Source organism: Ensifer sp. NM-2, from assembly GCF_003024455.1.
Taxonomy (GTDB): domain Bacteria; phylum Pseudomonadota; class Alphaproteobacteria; order Rhizobiales; family Rhizobiaceae; genus Ensifer; species Ensifer canadensis.
The window spans coordinates 102,890-125,152 of record NZ_PVZR01000006.1; the positions used below are offsets into that span (position 1 = coordinate 102,890).

Below are 22,263 nucleotides of genomic sequence, written 5' to 3' on the forward strand. Positions count from 1 at the left end.
AGGGTGGCGGCACATCTGGTGGAGAACTCTGTGCAGAGAAGCGACATTGGCAAAGGCAGATCGCAGACCGACAAAAGATCGGGGGCCGTCATCGACGAGGCGTTGCGATACCGCATCGCCGGGCGTCGCGGCAGCTTGCCGGAGAGGTCGGCATGAGCGACCTCGACACGGAATCGAAAACGGCCTGGATATCGCAGGGATTCGAACGGTTGGTCGATCGTGTTCGCAAGGCGCCCGCCAATGTGCACTTCGATGTCCTGATCATCGGCAGCGGGTATGGCGGTGCCGTTGCCGCATCGAGCTTCGCCGGTCGCATGCATGAGGGCAGGCCGATCTCCGTTGGCGTGCTCGAGCGCGGGCGTGAATATCTGCCAGGCTCGTTTCCGACAGGGCTTGGTGAATTGCCGCGCCATATTCGCAGCGACAACAACAAGGAGGGCCTGATCGACATAAGGATCGGTGCGGAGGTCGTTACCGTCGTCGCCAATGGCGTGGGCGGCGGCTCGCTGATCAATGCCGGGGTCATGGAAACGCCGCTGCCAAGCATTTTCCATAGGGGATGGCCAGCGGCCCTCAAGGACCTCTCGGTCTGGAAATCCTATTTCGATCGCGCCCGTGATCTGCTCGGCAGCACCATCATGGGCACCCCAAACACCATTGCAAACCATGTTGATGGCGTGCCGCAAAAGTTTCGCTCCGTTCGCTCCATCGCCCCGGACGGCAATTTCCGCCCCGCCTCGATCACGGTCGCGATGAGCGACACCGTCAGTTCGGGCAATGTACGCCTTAACAAATGCGTGCGCTGCGGCGATTGCGCCACCGGCTGCAATGGGGGTGCGAAGAACTCGCTCGACGTCAATTTGCTGGCGCGGGCACACGAGTACGGTGCGGAAATTTTCAGCGGTGCGACCGTGCTGACCATCGCCAGGGATGGCGAGGCGGGCTGGATCGTCAACAGCGTCTACACCGACGCAAAATTGCGAAAGCGCGACGGCGGGACGGTGCCGATCAGGGCGCGCAAGGTCGTGCTTGCCGCCGGTACTCTCGGCTCCAGCGAAATCCTGATGCGGTCACGCGGATTGGGCCTGCAACTGCCCGACAAGAACCTCGGAACGCGGTGCTCGACCAATGGTGACATGCTGGTTGCCGACTATGCCACTACAGCCACTGTCAACACTGTCGCGGATGAAACGGTCAAACCCTCGGCCCGGGCGATCGGGCCGATGATTACCGGCGTGATCGACCTGCGTGCCTCCGCCGGTGTCATGATCGAGGAAATGTCGGTGCCGGCCGCCCTGCGCATCGCCTTTGCCGAGGTTTTTGCCACGCTCAATACGCTGCACGGCCTCGCCAGGCATGACGGCAGCCGTCACCGGCCGGGGTTTCCGGAAGACGATATCTACGCGGTGCCGCCGGCACGCATCGGCCACTCGGCACTCTACGCCGTCATGGCCGATGATGGCGCGGCGGGCCGGATCGAGCTCGACGGCGATCTCATCGCGACCGATCGCGACGGCATCGCGCGGATCCGCTGGGACAAGCTGCAAGGCCTGCCGATCTTCGACAAGGAGATCGAGGCGCTCTCGGCGCTGACCAAGAACTCAGGTGGCCGCCTCATCCCCAATCCGGTCTGGAAACTGTTGCCGGCCGATCTGACCTGGCTGCTCAAAGACCAGCGCGGACCGTTGGCAACCGTCCACCCGCTTGGCGGATGCGTGATGGCCGATACCGGCGCGGACGGTGTGGTCGACCATCTGGGGCGCGTCTTCACATCGGCGGATTCCGATGCTGTGTATGACGATCTCGTCGTGCTCGACGGATCGATCATTCCAACGGCCCTTGCAACGAACCCTGCCTTGACGATTGCCGCGATCGCGCTGCGCGCGGCCGAAATGTTGGCGGACGAGTGGGGCTATGCGGCGGCCGAAGCCCGGCCCATGGGTCCACCACTGGTTCGTCCGGTCTTTCGCAGCACCGACGTTGCCGCACGGGCGCAGTCGAGCGAAGTGGAAATCACCGAACGGCTTGTCGGCCCCATTCGCCTGACGCCTACTGATGGGGTCGAGGAAACCCGGATCGTCGAGCTGACCATGCGGTTTACACCGACGAGACTTGGACAGTTGACGCCGAACAATGGCGGGCATCCGATCCTTCGTGTCGCGACCGAAGTGCCGGATCGCGCCATCAGAAGCCAGATCCGGATCTTCCCCCGGGAGGTCTGGGAAACGCTCGAGAAAACCTGGTTGCCTTTGCATGTGAAAGAGCAGCGACTCGACGCCGCGGTCGAGTTCAGCGCGCCGATTTCCGGCAGCCTCAGGATATTCGAGCGGCAGGAAAGCACGTTGCTTGGGCGGGTGTGGCGTGCCGGCAAGGCGTGGACGCTGAACCGGGGCCTTCGCGACGGCTACCAGGCTCTTGTCGATGGGGATGACGGCCCCGGTATCTGGTCGCGGCTTAAATCGGCTTTTGCGATCGCCAGCCGCTCCGGCGAGATCAGGGCGCTCAGCTATGATCTGACCATTGGGCCACGGGACGTCGGCGGCAAGATCGCCCTTGCTGGCAACCGTATCGTCGGCACCAAGACCTTCACCTATGAAAGGCGCTGCAACCCCTGGCGGCAGCTCATGGAGGTGAGGCTCGACAGGTTTCCAGGCCTCAGCGCCGACAGCGGCGAGCGCGTGCTGAAACTCGATGTCGGCTATCTCGCGCGGATCGGCCTGCCGTTATTCCGGATCGTCAATCAACGCGATGGCGCCAACACCATCGGCGAATTGCTGACATTCTTCGGCTTCGTCACGCGGCTTCTGCTTGGTCTGCACATCTGGAGCTTTCGTTCTCCCGACCAGGACAAGCGGTCAAGCGAGGCGATTGTCAACCGCCTGCCGCCGACCACCCTGAAGCTGCCTGGCGGCGCATCGATCACCGCCGAACTGCATCGCATCGCGCTTGCGCCCGAACGGCCGGATGGCGGAGGCAACGACATCCCCGGCGAAGTGCGGCTGACGCGCTATCGTCATCCCAACACCAAGAAACGGCCGCTGGTGATGTTCCACGGCTATAGCGCCAGCGGCACGACGTTTGCGCATCATGCGGTCAACCCCAATTTCGCCAGTCATTTCTGGTGCACCGGCCGTGACATCTGGATCGCCGATCTGAGAACCAGCGCCGGCCAGCCTACCGCGACGCAGGCCTGGAGTTTTGACCAGATCGGCAATGTCGACGTACCGGCAGCGCTGAAGACCGTGGCGGCGACGTCGCCTGACGGAACGGTCGACGTGATCGCCCATTGCATGGGAACCGTCGTCTTCAGCATTGCGGTTTTGAACGGCCATGCGACCGGGCTCGTCAATCGCGCCGCGTTCACGCAGGTCGGCCCGCTCGTGGTCTTCGCACCGGCCAACATCTTTCGGGCCTATGTCGTGCGCTATCTCATCGATTTCCTGCCGGACAGCTACAGCTTCAACCCGAAGGAGCCGACACTGGCCGACGATCTTCTCGATCGGCTGCTGTCGACACTGCCCTATCCCGTCGAGGAATTCGACGTCGAAAATCCGCTATGGCCGACGAAACGAACGCCCTGGACGCGGACGCGGCACCGCATGGACGCGCTTTACGGTCGCGATTTCAACGTGCGCAACATGGAGCCCGAGATGCTGCGCTATATTGACGAGCATTTCGGTCCGCTGAGCCTGTCGACGGTGTCGTCGACACTGCATTTCGTGCGCTATTCGACGATGACGGACTTTCATGGGCGCAATCGCCTGGTATCGCGCCAGAATCTGGAAAAGCACTGGTCGTTCCCGACCTTCAGCGTGCATGGGGCGGAAAACGGCCTGTCGCACGTCTCGACCGTTGATCGCATGCGGCAGATTTTTGGCGATGCCGGTCGGGTCTATAGGCCTCCCTTCGTCAACCCGGGCGCGGGGCATCAGGATGCTCTGGTCGGAACGACGCGTCATGCGACCTTGCAGCAGATCCAGCAGTTTCTCGACGCCGACATACCGACGGGTGCAATCAAGGCCGACAGCGAAAAAGTGGTCTATCCGCCCTGGATCGGTCCGATCCTCACCGAAGAGCGCCCGAAGACCCCGGCGCTGGTGATCCGCCTTGGTTCGGCGCCCTCGCACCGGGCGACGGAAGCCGCATTGTTGCTGCGCATCCGGCTGGTCAACGAACGTATCTGTCGACCGGATGATGCGGCGAAGCCCTGGGATGTCCAATATCTCATCGAACACCTTGTGGCCTATACTTCCAAGGCGCTTGAAGACGATGGTTGGGACGCATTCGAAGTCCCGCTGCCGGCCCGGATGCCGGGCAACGCTGGTGCGGATCGCGGCAATGCGCTTCTAGTCCTGTTGGTCTATGACGAGGATGCGGCGTTGGCGGCACCGGACTTCGAGCATGAGGAGCCACCGCCGCCGCTTGAACCCATTGCGGCACCACCGCCGATAATCGTGCTGCGCGAGACCGCCGCTCCGCGTGATCCGATTGCTGGTCCTGGCGGCGGGCTGTCGTTGCCGACCTTCGATTTCGACAGGCATCTGGCACAGCCCGGCCGTGCCGGGCAGGGGCCGGCCTACGGCTATTTCGTTGCCGATATCGCGAAGAAGCAGATGCGCCGGCTGGATCCGACAGGTGCGGGCAATGCCGCGAGCAAGCAGGCGATCGCCTTTGCCTTCAGTCGATTTGAAGAAATGGCCGTCGCCGTGGAGCGTGCGCTCGCCTTTCCTACTCCGAATACAAAGCGGCAGGGTTTCATGCAGGCAGCGCCTCTTCCCGTTGTCGAACAGGATTTCGACTTGAGTGACGGCGTCATTCCCTACGATCCGCCGATGCAGCCGCCCCTGGAACCGACGCCGAACGGCACCAGTTTTACGCTGTCGTCGTGCCAGTATCCGGCAGGATTTCTCGACGAGGCCGTCGCCTACCATTCCTATCGCCGCATCGGCGAGCGGCTCGAGGCCAATGTCGGCGTCAAGCCGCGCTTCGCGCTTTTCGTCGGCGACCAGGTCTATGTCGACCCGACAGCGGGCCTTTATGACCCGACCCGGCGGGACGATCGATATCGTCTGCCCTATGAAGCCTGGCTCAACCAGCAAAGCGTGCGCAACGTGCTGCGGAAGATCCCGTCCTTCATGCTGCTTGATGATCACGAGATCGACGACGATTGGGAGCCGATTTCCGATCCCGACGACGATGACAACGCCGAAAAGGTGACGCGGGGCATCGAAGCCTACAGGAAGTATCAGCGCGGCATGCATGCCAAGCTCGAGATGTTCGATTTCGACGGCTTTCATTTCTTCATGCTCGACACACGGACGCAGCGCACGCACCGCAAGGTCGGCGACGGTCTTAAGAAGGCGGCGATGATTGCGCCGGCGACGATGGACAGTTTGAAGCAATGGCTGTTGCTGGCGCCCGCACCGAAGTTCGTGGTGTCGCCGGCGATGTTCCTGCCGCGGCATCGGCGCGCCATACAGCGCGATCGCAGCCTGTCGTGGACGAACCTGAGTGCACTGCATTCCGACGGCTGGGACGGATATCCCAACACGCTTCGCGAGGTGCTTGCCTATATCGCCGAGAACCGGATCGAGCATGTGGTGTTTCTCTCGGGCGACGAACATCGAGGCTGCATTGCAACGGTCGATCTCTGCGATGAGGATGGCTCTCTCATCACTCGTCTACACTCGATCCACACGGCGGCGATGTTTGCGCCCTATCCCTTCGCCAACGGCATCGATGAGGAGATCGTCGACAGCGAGACGATCGAGATCCGAAATGGTGCGAAGACCTACCGCTGCGTCGTCAATGCAACGCGCCCGGCGGCTGGAGACGGGGCGACATTTCTGCGTGTGCGTGGCGCTGCCGCCGGTTGGGAACTCGATTGCGAGTTCGGTGACGGTGCGATCCAGACACTGACGATCTGATCGCTGAACGCCTTCGCGTGAGATGTTTCAGCGATAGCCCGTCGCGTCGGCGGGCTTGTTCTGCTCCATCACCTCGCGCATGTAACGCCAGCAATCGGGGCGCGAGCCGTCGAGGTCGGTTAAGCCGTATTCCTGGGCAAGGCTGCCGCTCGACAGCGATTGCCCGTTCCACCGGGCCTTCTGTGGATCCGCGGCCAGCGCCGCGATGGCGCGGCCGACGAAGCGTGGACTTTCGGAAATGACGAAATGCGGCTGGATCTTCGTTGCCTCTCGCCAGGTCTCTTCCGTCACTTGGAAATGCTCCAGCATCATTTCAGAGCGCATCCAGCCAGGGGTAATCGAGATGGCCGTGGCGCCGTGCGGTTCCAGATCTTTGGCATGCGCCCAGGCCATGCGGTTGGCCGCGACCTTGGCGAGGTCGTAGAACGGCGAGAGCCGATAATGCTCGGCATTATATTCGGCCGTGCCGTCCGTCACCTCGACAAGCAGCCCGCCGCGATTTTCGATCATCAGCGGCAGGGCATGGTGGGCGGTGATCAGATGCGTGTCGATCGCCAGGCGCAACAGCTTCAAGCCGTTGTCGAGATCATGTTCCCATACCGCCTTGTTCCATTCGAACAGGTTTTCTCCACCCCAGACGTCGTTGACGAGAATGTCGAGCCGACCGTGCTCGCGCCGGATGCGTTCGATGAGAGCCTTCACCTGCGTGGATTGCAGGTGGTCGACCTGCACCGCGACGCCTTCGCCGCCGAGTTCGCTGACGAGTTCCGCCGTCTCCTCGATCGTTTCGGGGCGCTTGTATTCCGACTGCTGGTTTCTCGTGGTGCGGCCGGTGACATAGACGGTTGCGCCCGCCGCACCGAGTTCGGCGGCAATGCCGCGTCCGCCGCCGCGAGTGGCGCCTGCGACCAATGCAATTTTTCCCTTGAGCGTCATATTTTCCTCCATCGGTGATCGAGGCCATCTGGTCGTGGCTATGAGAATAGGATATATAAACGATTATTCGGTTATTAATGAGAGTCAAGATGCCACGGCCCAAAACAATGCCTGATGAAGATGTGTTGGCAGCCGCGTTGGCGATCATGCATGCGAGCGGCCCGGAGGGCCTGACCTTCGCCGCTCTTGCCACAGGCACCGGGCTCTCCGCCTCCACCCTGGTCCAGCGGTTTGAGAACAAGCAGAACCTCGTTCGGCGCACGCTTTTGCAAGCCTGGGACGGGCTCGACCGATTGACTTCAGAGCTTTCCGCGACCTTGCCGAAGACACCGGAAGGCGCCGTCGACCTGCTCGTCGGACTGTCCGGCGGCTATGGCGGCATCGAAACCTATGCCGACGGGCTTCGGATCCTGCGCGAGGATTTGCGCGATCCGGCGCTTCGCGCCCGCGGCGCGCGATGGCGCGATGCGCTCTCACAGGCGCTGGATGAACGCCTCTCTGGTCCATCGGGGCCGGTGCCCGGCATTGGCCTCCTGATGGCGTCCCACTGGCAGGGGGCCCTGCTTTGGTGGAGTTTCGATCCGCAGATCCCGGTTGCGGATTTCGTGCGGCAGAGCCTGGGCCGTTTCGTGTCGGTCCTCGCCACAGGCGCATCCGCTCCACACGCTGCTTGAAGTGCTGCGCGACTGGGCCACGACAGGACCGATCGGTCACCCGGCTTCAAATCCGCGTGACATTGCACGCGGCCTGGTGACGCGGAGGCGTAGTCAGCCTAGATCGGAATGGATGATCAGGTTTGCTGCTGCATTTTTCTCGCTGCTTGTGATGTGCTCCCTGGCGGTCGCACAGGATCGGCCAATGCTTCCGACGCTGTTGGACGGCCTTGCAACGCGCGACGACTTGAAACCGTTGAAGACGGTGATTGTCGCCCGATCCGGCTCTGTCCTTGCCGAGCGCGGCTACCGGGGCACCCGCCCTATGGACACCACCAACATCAAATCGGCTTCCAAATCGATCGTATCGGCGCTGGTCGGCATTGCGATCGACAAGGGCTTGCTTGAGGGCCCGGACCAGAAGATCGCTCCGATCCTGAAGCCGGACCTGCCGGCTTCGCCCGATCCGCGGCTTGAGGACATCACCATCGGCAATCTGCTTTCGATGCAGGCCGGTCTCGGAAGGATGTCCGGTCCGAATTACGGCCGCTGGGTGTCCAGCCGGAACTGGGTCCGCTCCGCACTCGCGCAGCCGTTCGACGACGAACCGGGCGGGCAGATGCTTTATTCGACCGCGTCCACCCACCTTCTCTCTGCAATCCTGACCAAGGTCAGCGGCAAGTCGACGCTTGCTCTCGCCCGCGAATGGCTTGGTCCGATCAAGGGCTTTCGCATCGATGCCTGGGACCGCGACCCCCAGGGCATCTATCTCGGCGGCAACCAGATGGCCATGAATGCGCGATCTCTGCTTGCTTTCGGCGAGATTTACCGCAACGGCGGCAAAACGGCAGATGGAAGACAGGTGGTGCCGGCGCAATGGGTCGCACTTTCCTGGCAACCGCGAACCAATTCTCGGTTCTCCGGCGACATCTACGGCTACGGCTGGTTTCAGCGTCAGATCGCCGGCGAGACCGTGCATTTCGCCTGGGGCTATGGCGGCCAGATGCTCTATATCGTTCCAGCGTTGGATCTGACCGTGGTGATGACGTCTGAGGAGAGCGGCCCGTCGGCACGCAACGGGTACCGCGATGCGCTGCATCTGCTGCTCGGCGATATCATCGACACGGTCAGGGCGTCGCCGCGTCTCGGCGAATAGCTGCGTTTTCCGCCCCATCACCGGCGAAACCTGCGGTGCCGGGTGCAGCCGCCGTGTCGCGTGCGTGGCTTCGTGCGGAGCGAACCTGCTGTGGATGAACGGCGTCTCCTTTTCCTGATGGGCTCGTGGGCCGCCGGCCGGCAAACGCAGGCTTGCACGGCAATTCAGCCGGCGCCGGCACCGGCGATATCGTGCGCGCCGAGCGCGGGACGGACCGTCATTTGCCGGAGGCTGTAACGCTTCCCCCCGATCGTAGTCTAACGATCAAGAGAAATAGAGATCGCAGGAGAAACACCGGTTTCGCGCAGCCGGTTCATTGGATGCGCCGTATGTCTACAACCAGGAAGACGCAGCAATCTGTCAACGTGGAGAAGCACCATGACAATTCCCAGACCCCTCCTTGGAGCCGTTATCGTTGCTCAGTTGGCAACTGTCGCCGTGGCCGGAGAGACCAACGAGAAAAGCGGCGTGGCGATTTCGGGCTATGATCCGGTCGCATATTTCGTCCAGAGCAAGCCGGTTGAGGGCAAAGCGGACCTTGCCGTGACCTACCGTGATGCACGCTTCCTGTTCGCCTCGGAGGAAAACCGCAAAGCCTTCGAAGCAAACCCGGGAAAATATGCGCCGCAGTATGGCGGCTTTTGCGCCTACGGCATGTCCCGCGGCTACAAGGCCCCGATCGATCCGGCGGCGTTCACGATCGTCGATGACAAGCTCTACCTGAACTACGATCAATCGGTGCTGGAAACCTGGCGCAAGGATATCAAGGGTTATGTGACCAAGGCCGATCAGAACTGGCCGGCGGTGAAACTGCAGTAAGCCGGTGGACGCTCAGCTATCCTGTGTCTCATCAATGAGGCGCAGGATAGCCTCGCGATCTTCATCGAGATGCGGCGGGCGCTTGCGGTACTGCACCGGTGTTGCCGACATCTTCAGCGGATTGCCCAGAACGCGGATCGGGGTCTCACCTGCTTGGTCCTCCATGCCGACCACCATTCCGCGCGCGAGCGTATGCGGATCACGCAGGGCCTGATCGACACTAGCAACCCGACCGGCGGGAACACCCTCGGCGTTCAGCCGTATCTCCCAATTGCGAGCGGTGTCCTTGACGATTTCGCCGGCGATGATGGCCTGCAGGTCTGCCAGATTGGCAAGTCGATCGCGATTGCGGCGAAAGCGAACGTCTTCGGCCAGTTCCGGTTTGCCGATGACGGCAGTAAAGCGGGCGAACTGAGCATCGTTGCCGACGGCGACAGCCAGATGTTCGTCGGCCGCCTCGAAGGTCTGGTACGGCGCGATATTGGGATGGGCGTTGCCGATGCGGCCCGGCACACGCCCGGATACCAGATGATTGGTTGCCGCATTGATCAGCCAGGCGATCTGGCTGTCGTAGAGGGCGAGATCGATCTGCTGGCCTTGCCCTGTGCGGTCGCGATGGCGCAACGCCGCCAGAATGCCTACGGTCGCGTACATGCCGCACATCACGTCTGCTATCCCGACGCCGGTCTTGACCGGAGAGCCACCGGCCGTGTCCGGCCCGCCTGTAATGCTCATGATGCCGCCCATGGCCTGGATCAGGAAATCGTACCCGGTGCGGTGGCTGTAGGGGCCGGTCTGGCCAAATCCCGAGATCGAGCACCAGATCAGATCGGGCTTGATGGCTGCCAGATCCTCATAGGCAAGGCCGCGGCGCGCCAGATCGCCCGGCTTGTAATTTTCGACGACGATATCGGAAATCCGCGCCAGGCGACGCACGAGGTCGACGCCTTCCGGCGTGGCGATGTCGATTGCGATCGACTTCGTTAGTCATGGGGACTGAGTGTTAGACCGGAGCCGAGCGTCAAGTATTGACGTTTGTCTCGATTGTTCTCGGAGAGTTCAAAGATGGCTTCCGGCGTTGTTCTATCCAGACGAACACGTCTTGAAAGGGCACCGCTAGGCCGAGCCGCGCAGCATGATCTCGGCGCTGAGCAGAATGCGCTCGTCCGCGGGGAAGGCCTGGTCGTCGTTCTCAGTTTCGCCGAGCTTGAACAGTAGCAGCTCGATCGCCAGCCGGCCGATCTCGTTGTAGTTCTGCGCCACAGTCGTCAGCGGTGGACAGGTGTAGCGCGACAGCGGATGGTCGTCGTGGCCTGCCACCCGCAGGTCACTGTCCGGTTCGCGGCCGACCTTGACGCCGGACTGGAAGGCCGCCGCAATCACGCCGAAGGCAACGCGGTCGTTGGCGCACAGCACCGTCTTCGTCGGAAAACCGCCTTCTCCCAGAATGCGCAGCGTTTCGTCGTAGCCGAACTTTTCGAAATCCCACGAGGCGTTCGGCGCCGTCGGCACGATGACGGGATCCATCTTCAGCTGCTGCATCGCCTCCTCATAGGCGTGTTGGCGGGCCAGCGCGTTGTTGTTGACCGGCGGCATGCCGAAGTAGCAGGGCGGTGCGCCGGACCGGCAGAGATAATCGACCATCAGCTTGAAGCTCTGGCGGTTGTCCGTGCCGACGAAGGAGGAACTGCCGTCGAGCGGCGAGTCGACATAAACAAGCGGGATGCTCTCGCCGAGCGAGGTGAGTTTTTGGTGATGGGACTGGACGCCGAGCGGGGCGATGATCGCGCCGGCGACGTTCATCGACTTGAAGGTCTCGATGGCGCGCTCCTCCATCTCCGGCTTGCCGTCGGAGGAGAGAACGAAGGCGAGAAAGCCCGCCTGGTTGGCGATATGTTCGATCCGCCGCGTCAGCGCCATGTAGAACGGGTCGGTCGAATTGGGAACGATGACGCCAAGAATATTGGTTCGCCGCCGGTTGAGATTGACGGCGAAGATGTTGGGCCGGAAGCCGGATTGCTTGATCGCGGCCTCGATGGCGTCGCGGGTCTTCTTGCGAACCGAAGTCGGATCGTTGAAGTATTTGGAGACAGTGGGGCGCGACAAACCGACGAACTCCGAAAAATCCTCCATCGTCTTGATTTGTCTGTCCACGGTCGAAGCGCCCCCATTCTTCTTTTGGGTTTCGTTTATAGATTTATTTCCGAGGGATAGGCAGTGTCGACTGCGAAATATTCACGGAATGAACGGCCGGCCCTATCCTTTGCAGGCGGCGAAGTAATCCTCCAGAACCGCGTCGACGGCGGCAATCGCCAGGGCCTTTGCTTGCGGCGGCACCTGACCGTCTCGCACGCGCTCGTAACTGCCCGAAAGATACTGGCTGATCAGCGTCTCGGGGATGGTGACGCCATCGAGCAGGCGAAGAAGCTCTTCCACTGCAGTCGCGACCTTCGGGTGCGGCCAGTAATAGCGGATGCGGTCGCTGTAGGAGAAATGGCGCTGAACACGCAGCGCGTCGGGCGAGCCGTGATAATACTTGCCCCAGTTGCCCGGCTCCTCGCGCATGACCTCTTCGGTGACCTCGGCCAGCGTTTTGGATCGCGCATCGGGAAACAGGAACGCGGCGATCTGGTCGAGCCCGTAAAGCGCTTCACGCAATGCAAACGTGAGGCCGGGGCCGACCTTGAGGATGGCAAAACCATCCGTCACCAGATCACGAAGTGCTTCTTGCGTCTGGTAGTCGGTGGAATGCGCCTCGAAGACGAGGCCGTTTAGCTCGGCCAGGCTTGCGCTCAACTGAGCGGCCCTCGGCCGGTCATAGGCGATCACGTTCTCGTTGCCGAATTCGACGCCCGGCTGGACGACGGCGCCGACAACCCGGGAGAAGGCCTCGCCGGCACCTGCATCGCTGAACGCCTGCCGATGAATATCGACGGTCTCGACGGCTGCTTCGGGTGCGGTAACTTCGAGCGTATCCAGTTCCTCGAGCGCGCCGCCGGGAACAGGCACCTCGGTGCCGATGATGTAGACCGGGGCGATGCCGTTACGTCCGCGGATGGCATCTTCGGCGGCGGCGGCAAGCCGCGCGGCACGCAACGCCGTCGTCGCATCGGGAAGGGCGACGGGTTCGCCGGCACAGCCCATGCTGGTATCGAGATGCAGCTTGGTGAAGCCGGCCGCGGCATAGGCGCGGATCATCGCTTCCGCCTTGTCCATCGCCTCATCGGCCGGCAGATGTTTCCACGGGTTGGGGCCGAGATGGTCGCCGCCGAGGATGATGTTTTCGATCGGGAAGCCGGTCTTTGCGGCGATCTCCCCGACGAAACGGGTGAAATCGGCGGGCGTCATGCCGGTATATCCGCCGTCTTGATTGACCTGGTTGCAGGTCGCCTCGATCAAGAGATGGGTGTCTTCCCTAAGGGCACGCAGCATTGCGGCCTCGATGACCAGCGGATGCGCCGAGCAGATCGAAGGAATACCGCGCAGGCCCGGACGGTCGCGCCACTGGGCAATGTCGATCAGATAATTGGGTTTCATGGTCTTCAATCCTTTCGCGCGCTGATGAAGGCTTCGAGTTCTGCTCTCGTCGATGCGCCCTCCATCGGGCCGGAGATCATCACGGCGCGAGCGCCCGACGCGTTGGCGAGTTCAAGCGCTTCGCGGGGGCTGGCGTCATTCAGCCAACAGGTGACGAAGGTGGCGCCGAAGCAGTCGCCCGCGCCGGTCGGATCGATCTCTTCGACGGCAAAGCCGGGCAGGGAGAGCGTCGTTTCCGCATCGAAGTAGCTGGCGCCTTCGGCGCCGCGCTTGACCACGATGACCCTGATGCCGGAGGCGAGAAGTTCGGCGATGGCGTCCGCCTCGGTTTTCGCTTCAGTGAACAGGAAGAGTTCGGCGCCGCTCGGCAGGAACACGTCGGTCTTGGCAAGGACTGTCCTCAGCGCTTCCCGCATCCCCGGGCTTTCGAGGATTTCTGCGCGAAGGTTCGGATCGAAGGAGACCGTGCCACCGGCTGCCTTGATGATGTCGATTGCGGCGAAAATGCTCTCGACCACGCTCGGAGCGTAGAGCGACGACCCCATCACATGCAGGTGGCTGCAGCTTTGAACCAGCACGATTGCGTTGTCATCGAGGGAAATGGTGCCGCAGGCGCTGTCGCGGATGTTGAAGACGAAGGCACGGCTGCCGTCATGACGGTAGCGAACGAAGGCGCTGCCGGTTGTGGCGAGCGGATCGACCGCGATGCCGGAGGTATCGACGCCGTCCGCCTCAAGGCGGGCGAGGTTGACGTGACCGAAGTCGTCGCCGCCAACGCGGGAAATGATCGCGCTCGCCTGGCCGAGCTTGCCGACCTGGTCGATGAAGATGGCGGGCGCGCCGGAAGGGAAAGGCCCGACCAGTGGTGTCGCCTGCCGGAAGCCGTCGCCCTTTTCGGTGGCGATGATCTCGACGAGGATCTCGCCGATCGTCAGTATCTTGTGCATGGGTTTCACTCGTGCCGGGTCAGCGCTTTGCCTGTTTGGCGCGAACGTCGAGCCAAACGGCGACAAGGATCACGAGGCCCTTGACGATGAGCTGGTAGAAATAGGGGATGGAAAGCATGTTCATGCCGTTGTTCATCACGCCGATGATGAGCGCGCCGATGAGCGTGCCGACCATGGTGCCGACACCGCCGGCAAGCGAGGTGCCGCCGAGAACGGCCGCGGCGATGGCATCGAGCTCGTAGCTCATGCCGGCATTGGTCTGGGCGGAAAAGAGGCGCGAGGAGAGCAGCACGCCGCTGATCGCCGCCATCACGCCCGAGATCATGAAGATGATGATCTTGAGGCGATCGACCTTGATGCCGGAATAAACAGCCGCTTCGCGGTTGCCGCCGGTAAGATAGGCGCGACGACCGAAGCTCGTCTTGCTGAGCACGATCTGGTTGATGACGAAGAGCACGGCAACGACCCAGATGATGATGGGCAGGCGGAGGAAGCTCTCGGTGCCGATGGCGGTCCATGTCGCGTTGTCGATCATCGCCGGCGCGCCGTTGGTCGGCAGGCTGACGAGGCCGCGATAGATGCCCATCGTGGCGACGGTGACGATGAACGACGGCAGTAGCAGTTTTGCCGTCAACACGCCGTTGAGCATCCCCATCAGCGCGCCCGCCACGATAGTTACCGCGAGTGCCGGGCCGAAGCCGAGCCCGAAGGCGAAACATTGCGCCCCGACCATGCCGGCGACTGCGATGATCGAGCCGACCGACAGGTCGATCTCACCGAGCAGGATCACCCAGGTCATGCCGAAGGCGGCAATAGCGATCACGGCCACCTGCTGCAGGATGTTCATGAAGTTGACGACCGACATGAACCGGGGATTGAGGAACGAGAAGATGACGCAGAGCATCACCAGCGAGAGGAAGATGCCGCCATATTGCTTCAATGCCCTGACGAGGGCGGCCTGGGCTGCAGTTTGCTGGGTCATGATTGGAAACCTGTCGCGTGCGCCATGATCGTTTCGGGGGTAAGGTCGGTGCCGGCGAGGGTCGCGCCGAGCACGCCTTCATGCATGACGACCACGCGGTCGCTCATTCCAAGCACCTCCGGCAGCTCGGAGGAGATCAGCAGGATCGCCGTTCCTTCGGCCGCCAGCTGGCGGATGATCTTGTAGATTTCGAATTTCGCGCCGACGTCGACGCCGCGGGTCGGCTCGTCGAGGATCAGCACCTTCGGCCGGGTCAGGAGCCATTTGGCGAGCACGATCTTCTGCTGGTTGCCGCCGCTGAGAGAGCCTGCCGGCGTGTCGAGCGAGCGCGTCTTGATGGCAAGCCTGCCGACCTCGGCTGCCGCTGCCTTGCGCTCGGCGCTGCCGCGGGTAAAGCCAAACGGGCCGGTGAAGTCAGGCAATGCCGCCATGGAAATGTTCCACTCGACGCTGTGCCCGAGCACGAGGCCTTCTTCCTTGCGGTTTTCGGTGACGAAGCCGATGCCGCGGGCAATCGCTTCGGCCGGCGAGCGGAAGCGAACCTCCTTGCCGTCGAGGCGAACCGTGCCGCTCGCGTTCTTCATGCCGAACAGTGCGTTCATCACTTCGGAGCGACCTGAGCCGACGAGGCCGAAGAAGCCGAGGATCTCGCCGGCGCCGACCGTGAAGGAAATATCGGCGAATTCCTCGTCGCGCGTCAGACGCTCGACCGCCAGGACCGGAGGCTGATCCGAAGTAATCTCCGTCGAGCGAACGTGGATTGGGGGCGGATAGATCTCCTCCATCCGACGGCCGACCATCAGCGCAATCAGCGCCTCGATCGTGACGTCGTTGCGATCGTGAGTGGAGACATACTCACCATCGCGGATGACGGTGATGTCGTCGCTGAGCCGCATGATCTCTTCCATGCGGTGGGAAATATAGATGACCGCGACGCCGCGGCTTTTCAGCCGGCCGATGATGTCGAACAGGATCTCGGCCTCGCTGTCGCTGAGCGACGAGGTCGGCTCGTCGAGAATGACGACCTTTGCCTCATGGCTGAGGCCCTTGGCGATCTCGACCAGCTGCCGCTGGGCGATCGAGAGATTGCCGACCTTCTCGGTGACGTCGATCGGCAGCCCGAGTTCAGCGACGATCGACCTTGCCCTGGCAACGAGCGCCTTATCGTTGATGAAGCCGAACTTGCGCGGCTCGCGCGTCGCCAGAATATTCTCCGCCACCGTCAGGTTGTTGCAGAGGCTCAATTCCTGGAACACGATCGCAAGCCCGAGCGCTGCTGCCTGCTGCGGGTTGGTGGGGCGATAGGGTTGATTGTCGAGGGTAATGTCGCCTGACGTCGCGCTGTGAACGCCGGCAAGAATTTTCATCAATGTCGATTTGCCGGCACCGTTTTCGCCGAGCAGCGTATGCACGCGGCCGCGGCGGACATCGAGCCGCATGCTCTTCAACGCGGCAACCTGCCCGAATGACTTCGTGACATTGCTGATCTTGAGAACGGTGTCCGTGGTCGAACCATGCATGGCGGCCTCCTTGGATCGCGCCGAGAAGCGCCTCCGGGCTGCAGCGCAACGTGTCTCATCAGACGCGCAAAGGTCGCTGTAGCACTTCGAATTGCTGCCCGTTTTTGTCGGCAGCAGGCGGAGGCGTTCGTCGTGTTGGTGCCGCCGCCCTCGGGCGGCGGCTGTCCTGGGAGGACTTACTTTGCGGTGTAGACGCCGGGCACGATCGGCTGTTCGGCCGGAACCTGTTCGCCGGCGGCAACCTTGACGGCAGTGTCGACGGCCTGCTTGCCCATCTGGTCGGGGAACTGCTGGATCACGCCGACCATCACCGGGTTGGTGTCGACAGCGTCGCGGGCTTCCTTCATGCCATCGAAGCCGATGACCTTGACCTGGGTTTCGAGGCCCGCCGCCTTGACGGCAACCGCTGCAGCAAGCGCTGCGTCATCACCGAAGCCGAAAATGCCGGTGATGTCAGGGTTGGCCTGCAGCATGTTCTGTGCCGCTGCGAGTGCCTCGGCGCGGGTGATGCCGGTCTGGATGGCGACGATTTCCATCTCCGGATGCTTGGCGATCGCTTCCTTGAAGCCGTTGACGCGGTTCACGACCGACTGGACGGTTGGGTAGTCGATAACGGCGACCTTGCCCTTGTTGTCGAGGATCTTTGCCATCAGTTCGCCAGCCTTGACGCCGCCGGTGAAATTATCGGTGCCGATATGCGAGGTGACGGTCGCGCCGTTGGCAGGCACGTCGACGGTGATCACCTTGATGCCGGCCTTCTCGGCCTTTTCGATCGCGGCGCGCACGCCCTGGCTGTCGACCGGCGAAATGACGATCACGTCAACGCCCTTGACGATGAAATCCTCGACGTCGGCGAGTTGCTTGTTGAGATCCTGGTTGGCAATCGCAACTTCGAGCGCGACGTTCTTCTCTTTCGCCTCGGCTTTCATCGCGTCGGCAAGCTCGATGTAGAACGGATGCTGCTGGGTCAAGAGCGAGGCGCCGATGCCTTCGGCCGATGCGGCGGAAGCAATCAGGATCAGTGCCGTGCCGGCGACAAGCGCCTTGAGAATACGGGGCATGTTCATGGGTTTCCTCCCTTGGAAACGATGTGGGCCTTTGGTCTTGGCGGCCAAGCAGGAGGGCCCTCCCATCACCGTCTTGGCGATGATGTAAAAACCATAAAACTTTGCGCGCGTCAATTTTTAAAAGTACGCGATGAAAAGATTAACAGGGTAACGCGAGAAATTTAGACGCCTCTCGCTTGAGTGGTCGGCAGGCCATTCGACGTTAGGCGGCCAAGGTAGGACCACAATGGCGCAACCGCATTCTCTGAAGAGGTTCCAAAAAGAACGGCACGGTGTCTGCAATTGGAAAAATGACGGGAACCTTTGGCGGAACCGTGCATCTAATGTTGCGGGAGGCTCGGACATGGCAGACATTCGAACAGGCGCGCTGGCGATCACGGACCCGACCGCGAATGTGGCACTGGCGCAAAGGGCGATCGCCGGTGACGGGCAGGCGTTCCTCGCGATCATGCAGGTTCACAACCAGCGCCTCTACCGCATTGCCCGAGGCGTCGTTCGAAACGACAGCGAAGCCGAAGACATCGTACAGGAAGCCTATGTGCTGGCCTTTGCGCATCTCGCAAGCTTTCGTGGCGAATCGTCGCTTGGAACCTGGCTGTCACGCATCGTCATCAACGAGGCGCTCGGACGGTTGCGACGGGGACGCCGCAAAGCCGACGCCCTGGGCTCGATCGGCGATGGCCGCGATGCGACGATCATCCAGTTCCCGCTGCCGGCAAGTGCCGATGATCCCGAACGCACGATGGCGCAGCGGCAGATCCTGCAACTCGTCGAACGGGCGACCGACAATCTGCCCGATATCTACAGAACGGTTTTCGTCGCGCGGGTGATAGAGGGGCTGAGCGTGGAGGAAACGGCTGATCTGCTTGGGTTACGCCCCGAGACGGTCAAGACACGGTTGCATCGGGCGCGGCAGCTGGTGCGCAAACAGTTGCATGAGCAGATCGGCCCGGTTTTGCTCGATGCTTTCCCCTTTGCCGGGCGGCGCTGTGCGCGGCTGACCGCGGCGGTCATGAAGCGGCTTGGCCTTTCCAGCTGACCGGCGGGAACCTTTGCGGGCAGGCGGCATCCAATGGATGTCAACTGCAAACAGGGTCCGCGCCCTGCGTGGAACAAGGAGGTTTCCATGAACATTCGGCCAATGACCGCGCTCGTCACGCTTTGCCTGCTCGGGCTTGTGATCCCGGCACAGGCAGCGGATAAGCCGACCGACCCACAGATCGCTCACATCGCCTATACGGCCGGAGTGATCGATGTGGAAAATGCCAAGCTTGCGATCTCGAAGTCCGGCAACAAGGACGTCGTTTCGTTTGCCGAAGATATGATGCGCGACCATGAGGCGGTGAATACGCAGGCGCTCGATCTCGTCAAGAAACTCAAGGTGACGCCGGAGGACAACGATACCAGCAAGGCGCTCTCGAAAGCAGCTGACGACGAGCGCGCCAAGCTTGCCACGCTCGACGGCGCGAGCTTCGATAAAGCCTATGTCGACAATGAAGTCGCCTACCACAAGCAGGTGAACGGAGCCCTGGAGACCCTGCTCATTCCATCGGCCAGCAATGCCGAACTTAAGGCACTGCTTGAGACCGGCTTGAAGATCTTTCAGGGCCACCAGCAGCATGCAGAACATGTTGCCGCATCGCTGAAGTAGAGCGCGGCCATGCCATCCGGGTTTTATCTCGTTGCCGTTGCCGGGCTCCTGCTCGGCAATGGCGCTGTGGATGCTCAAGCAGAGACAATCCGCGTGACGATCGAAAAAATGGCGTTTGTTCCCGCAGAGGTCGAGGTACGCGTCGGCGACACGATCGAGTGGGTCAACAGGGACATCCTCGTCCATACAGCGACCGTGAAGGGTGGTTGGGAGGTGTTGATCCCGGCGAAGAAGACCGCAAGTCTCGTCGTGCGGGAGGCGGGGCAGATCGATTATTATTGCCGCTTTCATCCCAACATGAAGGGCCGCATTTTGGCGGCGACGCCATAGGCTATTTCCAGGAGAACTGGGAAGCGGTTTTGCGTCCGGAAATGCGTCAAAACAAGGCGGCGGAGAATTCCGCAACTTCGCCCGATGTGGAAACGGCCCGGCGTCGCAGGCGCCCGCAACGTCAGGTGGCTTGTCTTTGTCCGCCTTCGCTCCAGTTTCTCTTCTATAACAAAAAAACAGGTGCGATCATGATCAGAGAGCGCAAGGCGATGCTCGTTCGTGTCAGCGGAAGGGTGCAGGGCGTCAGCTTCCGCATTTGGGCCCGCCGCGAGGCCGAACGCCTCGGAGTGACCGGCTGGGTGCGCAACGAGCGCGACGGATCGGTGGCGGCGATGATCGTCGGCTCCGATGTTGCGCTCGCAAACATGGTCGAGCGGCTCTGGATGGGGCCGGCGGCTGCCTCGGTCGTCAGCGTCGAAACCGAACCGGTGGCCTTGCCCGATCCGGTGCAGGGGTTCCAGATCACTGGTTAGGTGATCGGAGATGCGGAGGGGCGTTGGTCTTAGGTGCGTCGCGAAGACGTCAGGGTGACTGAATTGGTCAGAGCGACTGGCGGTCAAGCCGATTGGTCGAGGCGACCGGCTTTTTTCTGGGGTCGTTCGGTCTCGACCCTGCCATAGGCGCGCAGGAAGGTCCTGACGGCGTTGCGGGCAGAGGTCTGCAATTGCTCCTCCGTTGGAGCTTCGCCAAAAGGACCGGCTATCTGCATGTCCGCCTTGATCAAGGCCAGGAATTGCCGAGCGGCCAAGTCGAGGTCGTCGATCTCAAGCGGGGCCGCGTGGGCAAGTCGAGCAAACAGTGCCGAGAGTGCCGCGCCGATCTTGCCCGGTCCCTGTTCGCGCCAGATCCTGATCAGCTCGGGATATCGCTCTCCCTCGGTCTCGACCAGCTTCTGGATGAACTTGCCGTCCTGATTGCAGATGCAGTTCCTGTTGAGGCGCACTGCAAAGGCAGTGAGGTCGTCCTCGAGATTGTCTGCCCGTTGCGGGAAGGTCGCGAGGATCGAGAACAGCGCGGCGTTGGTTCGGTCGAGGATATCCTGCACCACCGCCATGAACAGCGTCTCTTTTTCGCGGTAGTGATTGTAGATGGTCTGCCTGGAAACACAGGCTTCCGCGGCGATTTCGTCTATGCTGGCGCCGGAAAAGCCTTCGCGGCAGAAGACCTCTGCGGCGGCGTCGAGGATCGAGATGCGTTTGGCGCATTGACCCTTCTGGGTGGGGCCACCGGCGGTCGGCAAGGCGGCTTGTCGTTTTTTCATGATCCGACGATAGGACATGTTGACGGTTTGGACAATAGTGTCTAATTTGACATGTGTGTCCAAAATTATGGACCACATAGGTCAGCGCAGGATGCGTCTCCCGGACGTTCGATCCTGGCACGACCGGCTCATTCCAGTTTCAATCCCGGCGGCAACGAATGCAGGCGCGCGTCCTCGTTCGTTTCGCGACCTCTGAAAGATCATCACCATGACGGCGTCCTTTCTACGCACTGCCATAGTCCTCGGTCTGATTTCAGCGATCGGGCCTTTCGCAATCGACATGTATCTCCCCGCGCTGCCGTCGATCGGCAAGGATCTCGCCGCAGAGACCGGTGTCGTGCAGCTTAGCCTGCTCGCCTTCTTCATTTCCTTTGCAATTTTCCAGCTCGTCTATGGCCCACTCTCGGATATGTGGGGCCGCAAGGCGCCGCTCTATCTCGGCATCGGCCTGTTCGCGCTGGCCAGCATCGGCTGCGCGCTCGCGACCGATATCGAAACGCTCATCGCCTTCCGCTTCCTGCAAGGTATTGGCGGTGCCGCCGGCATGGTCATTCCGCGCGCCATCGTTCGTGACATGCACACCGGCGTTCAGGCGGCACGCCTGATGTCGCTGCTGATGCTGGTGTTCAGCATCTCGCCGATCCTGGCGCCTCTGACTGGCAGCGCCGTCATCGAGTTCTACGGCTGGCGCGGCGTTTTCTGTGCCGTCATGATCGCAGCCTTCATCGGCCTGATCCTGCTGTCGACTCAATTGGCTGAGACCCGTCCGAAGAAGGACAGGGCAGACAGCAATTTCGGCAGCGCGATTGCCGCCTACCGGCTGCTTCTGAGCGACCGGAACTTCCTGACGCTCACCTTCATCGGTGGCCTCGGCATTTCGAGCTTCCTCGTCTACCTCGCAAATTCGCCCTTCGTGCTGATCGATCATTATGGCCTGACGCCGACGCAATACAGCTTCGCCTTCTCGATCAACGCGGTATCGTTCTTCGCGGTCTCGCAGGCGACCGGTTGGCTTGGCGTTCGTTTCGGTCTCGTGCGTGTCATGCAGCTTGCCGTCGCCGGCTTTGCCTTGACCATGGCCAGCATGTTCATTCTCATGAGCCTCGGCTTCAACCAGTTGCCGGTCATGGCGGCATTCCTGTTCGTCGGCTACGGCGCGCTCGGTCTGGTCATCCCGACCTCCGCGGTGCTGGCGCTCGAGGATCACGGCGAGATTGCCGGTACGGCATCGGCGCTGATGGGGACGCTGCATTTTGTCACGGCGGCTGTCGCCATGATCGTTGCTGCCGTCTTCTTCAACGGAACGGCGCTTCCGATGGCCGCGGGCATTGCGATTTGCGCGGTCAGCGCGTTCCTGCTGACACAGGCAACCATCGGCCGCAGCCGTGTCGTGCCGGCGGAGTAACACCACCTCGCTTCGCGCAGTTGAAACAGGACGGCCGGTGAAGACCTTCTCGTCTTCACCGGCCGCTTTGCT

The 22,263-nt window shown here is 61.9% G+C and carries 18 protein-coding genes; 9 read left to right on the forward strand and 9 right to left on the reverse strand.

From position 1 onward, the window contains the following. The first annotated feature begins 152 nt into the window (after nucleotides 1–152). Nucleotides 153–5,927 (forward strand): alkaline phosphatase D family protein, encoded by a 5,775-nt coding sequence (locus tag C6558_RS14255; protein WP_158268937.1) that lies wholly within the window; start codon nucleotides 153–155, stop codon nucleotides 5,925–5,927. A gap of 27 nt (nucleotides 5,928–5,954) precedes the next feature. Here the strand turns inward: C6558_RS14255 and C6558_RS14260 are convergent, their stop codons facing one another. Continuing rightward, entirely contained in the window at nucleotides 5,955–6,863 is a 909-nt protein-coding gene (locus C6558_RS14260; RefSeq protein ID WP_107027429.1) for an SDR family oxidoreductase, read from the reverse strand. 89 nt (nucleotides 6,864–6,952) lie between these two features. Here C6558_RS14260 and C6558_RS14265 point away from each other — a divergent pair, with 89 nt between their 5' ends. From C6558_RS14265 to C6558_RS14275, 3 genes are all read left to right on the forward strand, one after another. Then, nucleotides 6,953–7,537: a TetR/AcrR family transcriptional regulator gene (locus C6558_RS14265; RefSeq protein WP_107027546.1), complete on the forward strand. Its 585-nt coding sequence runs from the start codon at nucleotides 6,953–6,955 to the stop codon at nucleotides 7,535–7,537. 112 nt (nucleotides 7,538–7,649) lie between these two features. After that, entirely contained in the window at nucleotides 7,650–8,672 is a 1,023-nt protein-coding gene (locus C6558_RS14270) for a serine hydrolase (protein WP_107027430.1), read from the forward strand. 378 nt (nucleotides 8,673–9,050) lie between these two features. After that, nucleotides 9,051–9,491: a YHS domain-containing (seleno)protein gene (locus tag C6558_RS14275; protein WP_107027431.1), complete on the forward strand. Its 441-nt coding sequence runs from the start codon at nucleotides 9,051–9,053 to the stop codon at nucleotides 9,489–9,491. A gap of 12 nt (nucleotides 9,492–9,503) precedes the next feature. Here C6558_RS14275 and C6558_RS14280 read toward each other — a convergent pair whose 3' ends face one another. The 7 genes from C6558_RS14280 to C6558_RS14310 all read right to left on the reverse strand — a co-directional run bounded on the left by C6558_RS14280 (nucleotide 9,504) and on the right by C6558_RS14310 (nucleotide 17,544). Further along, a complete protein-coding gene (locus tag C6558_RS14280) occupies nucleotides 9,504–10,466 on the reverse strand; it encodes a CaiB/BaiF CoA-transferase family protein (RefSeq protein WP_107027432.1) in 963 nt (320 codons plus the stop codon). A 141-nt stretch (nucleotides 10,467–10,607) separates the two neighbouring features. Further along, a complete protein-coding gene (locus C6558_RS14285) occupies nucleotides 10,608–11,624 on the reverse strand; it encodes a LacI family DNA-binding transcriptional regulator (protein WP_057221912.1) in 1,017 nt (338 codons plus the stop codon). A gap of 123 nt (nucleotides 11,625–11,747) precedes the next feature. Then, entirely contained in the window at nucleotides 11,748–13,028 is a 1,281-nt protein-coding gene (locus tag C6558_RS14290; protein ID WP_107027434.1) for a D-tagatose-bisphosphate aldolase, class II, non-catalytic subunit, read from the reverse strand. Nucleotides 13,029–13,033: 5 nt separating this feature from the next. Continuing rightward, a complete protein-coding gene (locus C6558_RS14295; RefSeq protein ID WP_107027435.1) occupies nucleotides 13,034–13,975 on the reverse strand; it encodes a sugar kinase in 942 nt (313 codons plus the stop codon). Between the two features lie 19 nt (nucleotides 13,976–13,994). Continuing rightward, entirely contained in the window at nucleotides 13,995–14,957 is a 963-nt protein-coding gene (locus tag C6558_RS14300; protein ID WP_057219226.1) for an ABC transporter permease, read from the reverse strand. Then, nucleotides 14,954–16,477: a sugar ABC transporter ATP-binding protein gene (locus C6558_RS14305; protein WP_025429327.1), complete on the reverse strand. Its 1,524-nt coding sequence runs from the start codon at nucleotides 16,475–16,477 to the stop codon at nucleotides 14,954–14,956. The genes C6558_RS14300 and C6558_RS14305 overlap by 4 nt, the downstream gene beginning before the upstream one ends. Before the next feature lie 176 nt (nucleotides 16,478–16,653). Continuing rightward, nucleotides 16,654–17,544 (reverse strand): substrate-binding domain-containing protein, encoded by an 891-nt coding sequence (locus tag C6558_RS14310; protein WP_107027436.1) that lies wholly within the window; start codon nucleotides 17,542–17,544, stop codon nucleotides 16,654–16,656. A gap of 343 nt (nucleotides 17,545–17,887) precedes the next feature. On the opposite strand from C6558_RS14310, the gene C6558_RS14315 reads away from it, so the two are divergent. From C6558_RS14315 to C6558_RS14330, 4 genes are all read left to right on the forward strand, one after another. Next, nucleotides 17,888–18,583, forward strand: coding sequence for an RNA polymerase sigma factor (locus C6558_RS14315; protein ID WP_107027437.1), 696 nt, complete (start codon nucleotides 17,888–17,890; stop codon nucleotides 18,581–18,583). Nucleotides 18,584–18,670: 87 nt separating this feature from the next. After that, on the forward strand, nucleotides 18,671–19,195 hold the full coding sequence (locus C6558_RS14320; RefSeq protein WP_025429324.1) for a DUF4142 domain-containing protein: 525 nt from the start codon (nucleotides 18,671–18,673) through the stop codon (nucleotides 19,193–19,195). Between the two features lie 9 nt (nucleotides 19,196–19,204). Further along, a complete protein-coding gene (locus tag C6558_RS14325) occupies nucleotides 19,205–19,525 on the forward strand; it encodes a cupredoxin family copper-binding protein (protein WP_057221908.1) in 321 nt (106 codons plus the stop codon). Between the two features lie 188 nt (nucleotides 19,526–19,713). Further along, entirely contained in the window at nucleotides 19,714–19,998 is a 285-nt protein-coding gene (locus tag C6558_RS14330; protein WP_057221945.1) for an acylphosphatase, read from the forward strand. Nucleotides 19,999–20,081: 83 nt separating this feature from the next. Here C6558_RS14330 and C6558_RS14335 read toward each other — a convergent pair whose 3' ends face one another. Next, a complete protein-coding gene (locus C6558_RS14335; RefSeq protein ID WP_245449177.1) occupies nucleotides 20,082–20,786 on the reverse strand; it encodes a TetR/AcrR family transcriptional regulator in 705 nt (234 codons plus the stop codon). Between the two features lie 208 nt (nucleotides 20,787–20,994). Between C6558_RS14335 and C6558_RS14340 the strand changes: the two genes are divergently transcribed. Continuing rightward, entirely contained in the window at nucleotides 20,995–22,191 is a 1,197-nt protein-coding gene (locus C6558_RS14340; protein ID WP_107027439.1) for a multidrug effflux MFS transporter, read from the forward strand. The last annotated feature ends 72 nt before the right edge of the window (nucleotides 22,192–22,263 follow it).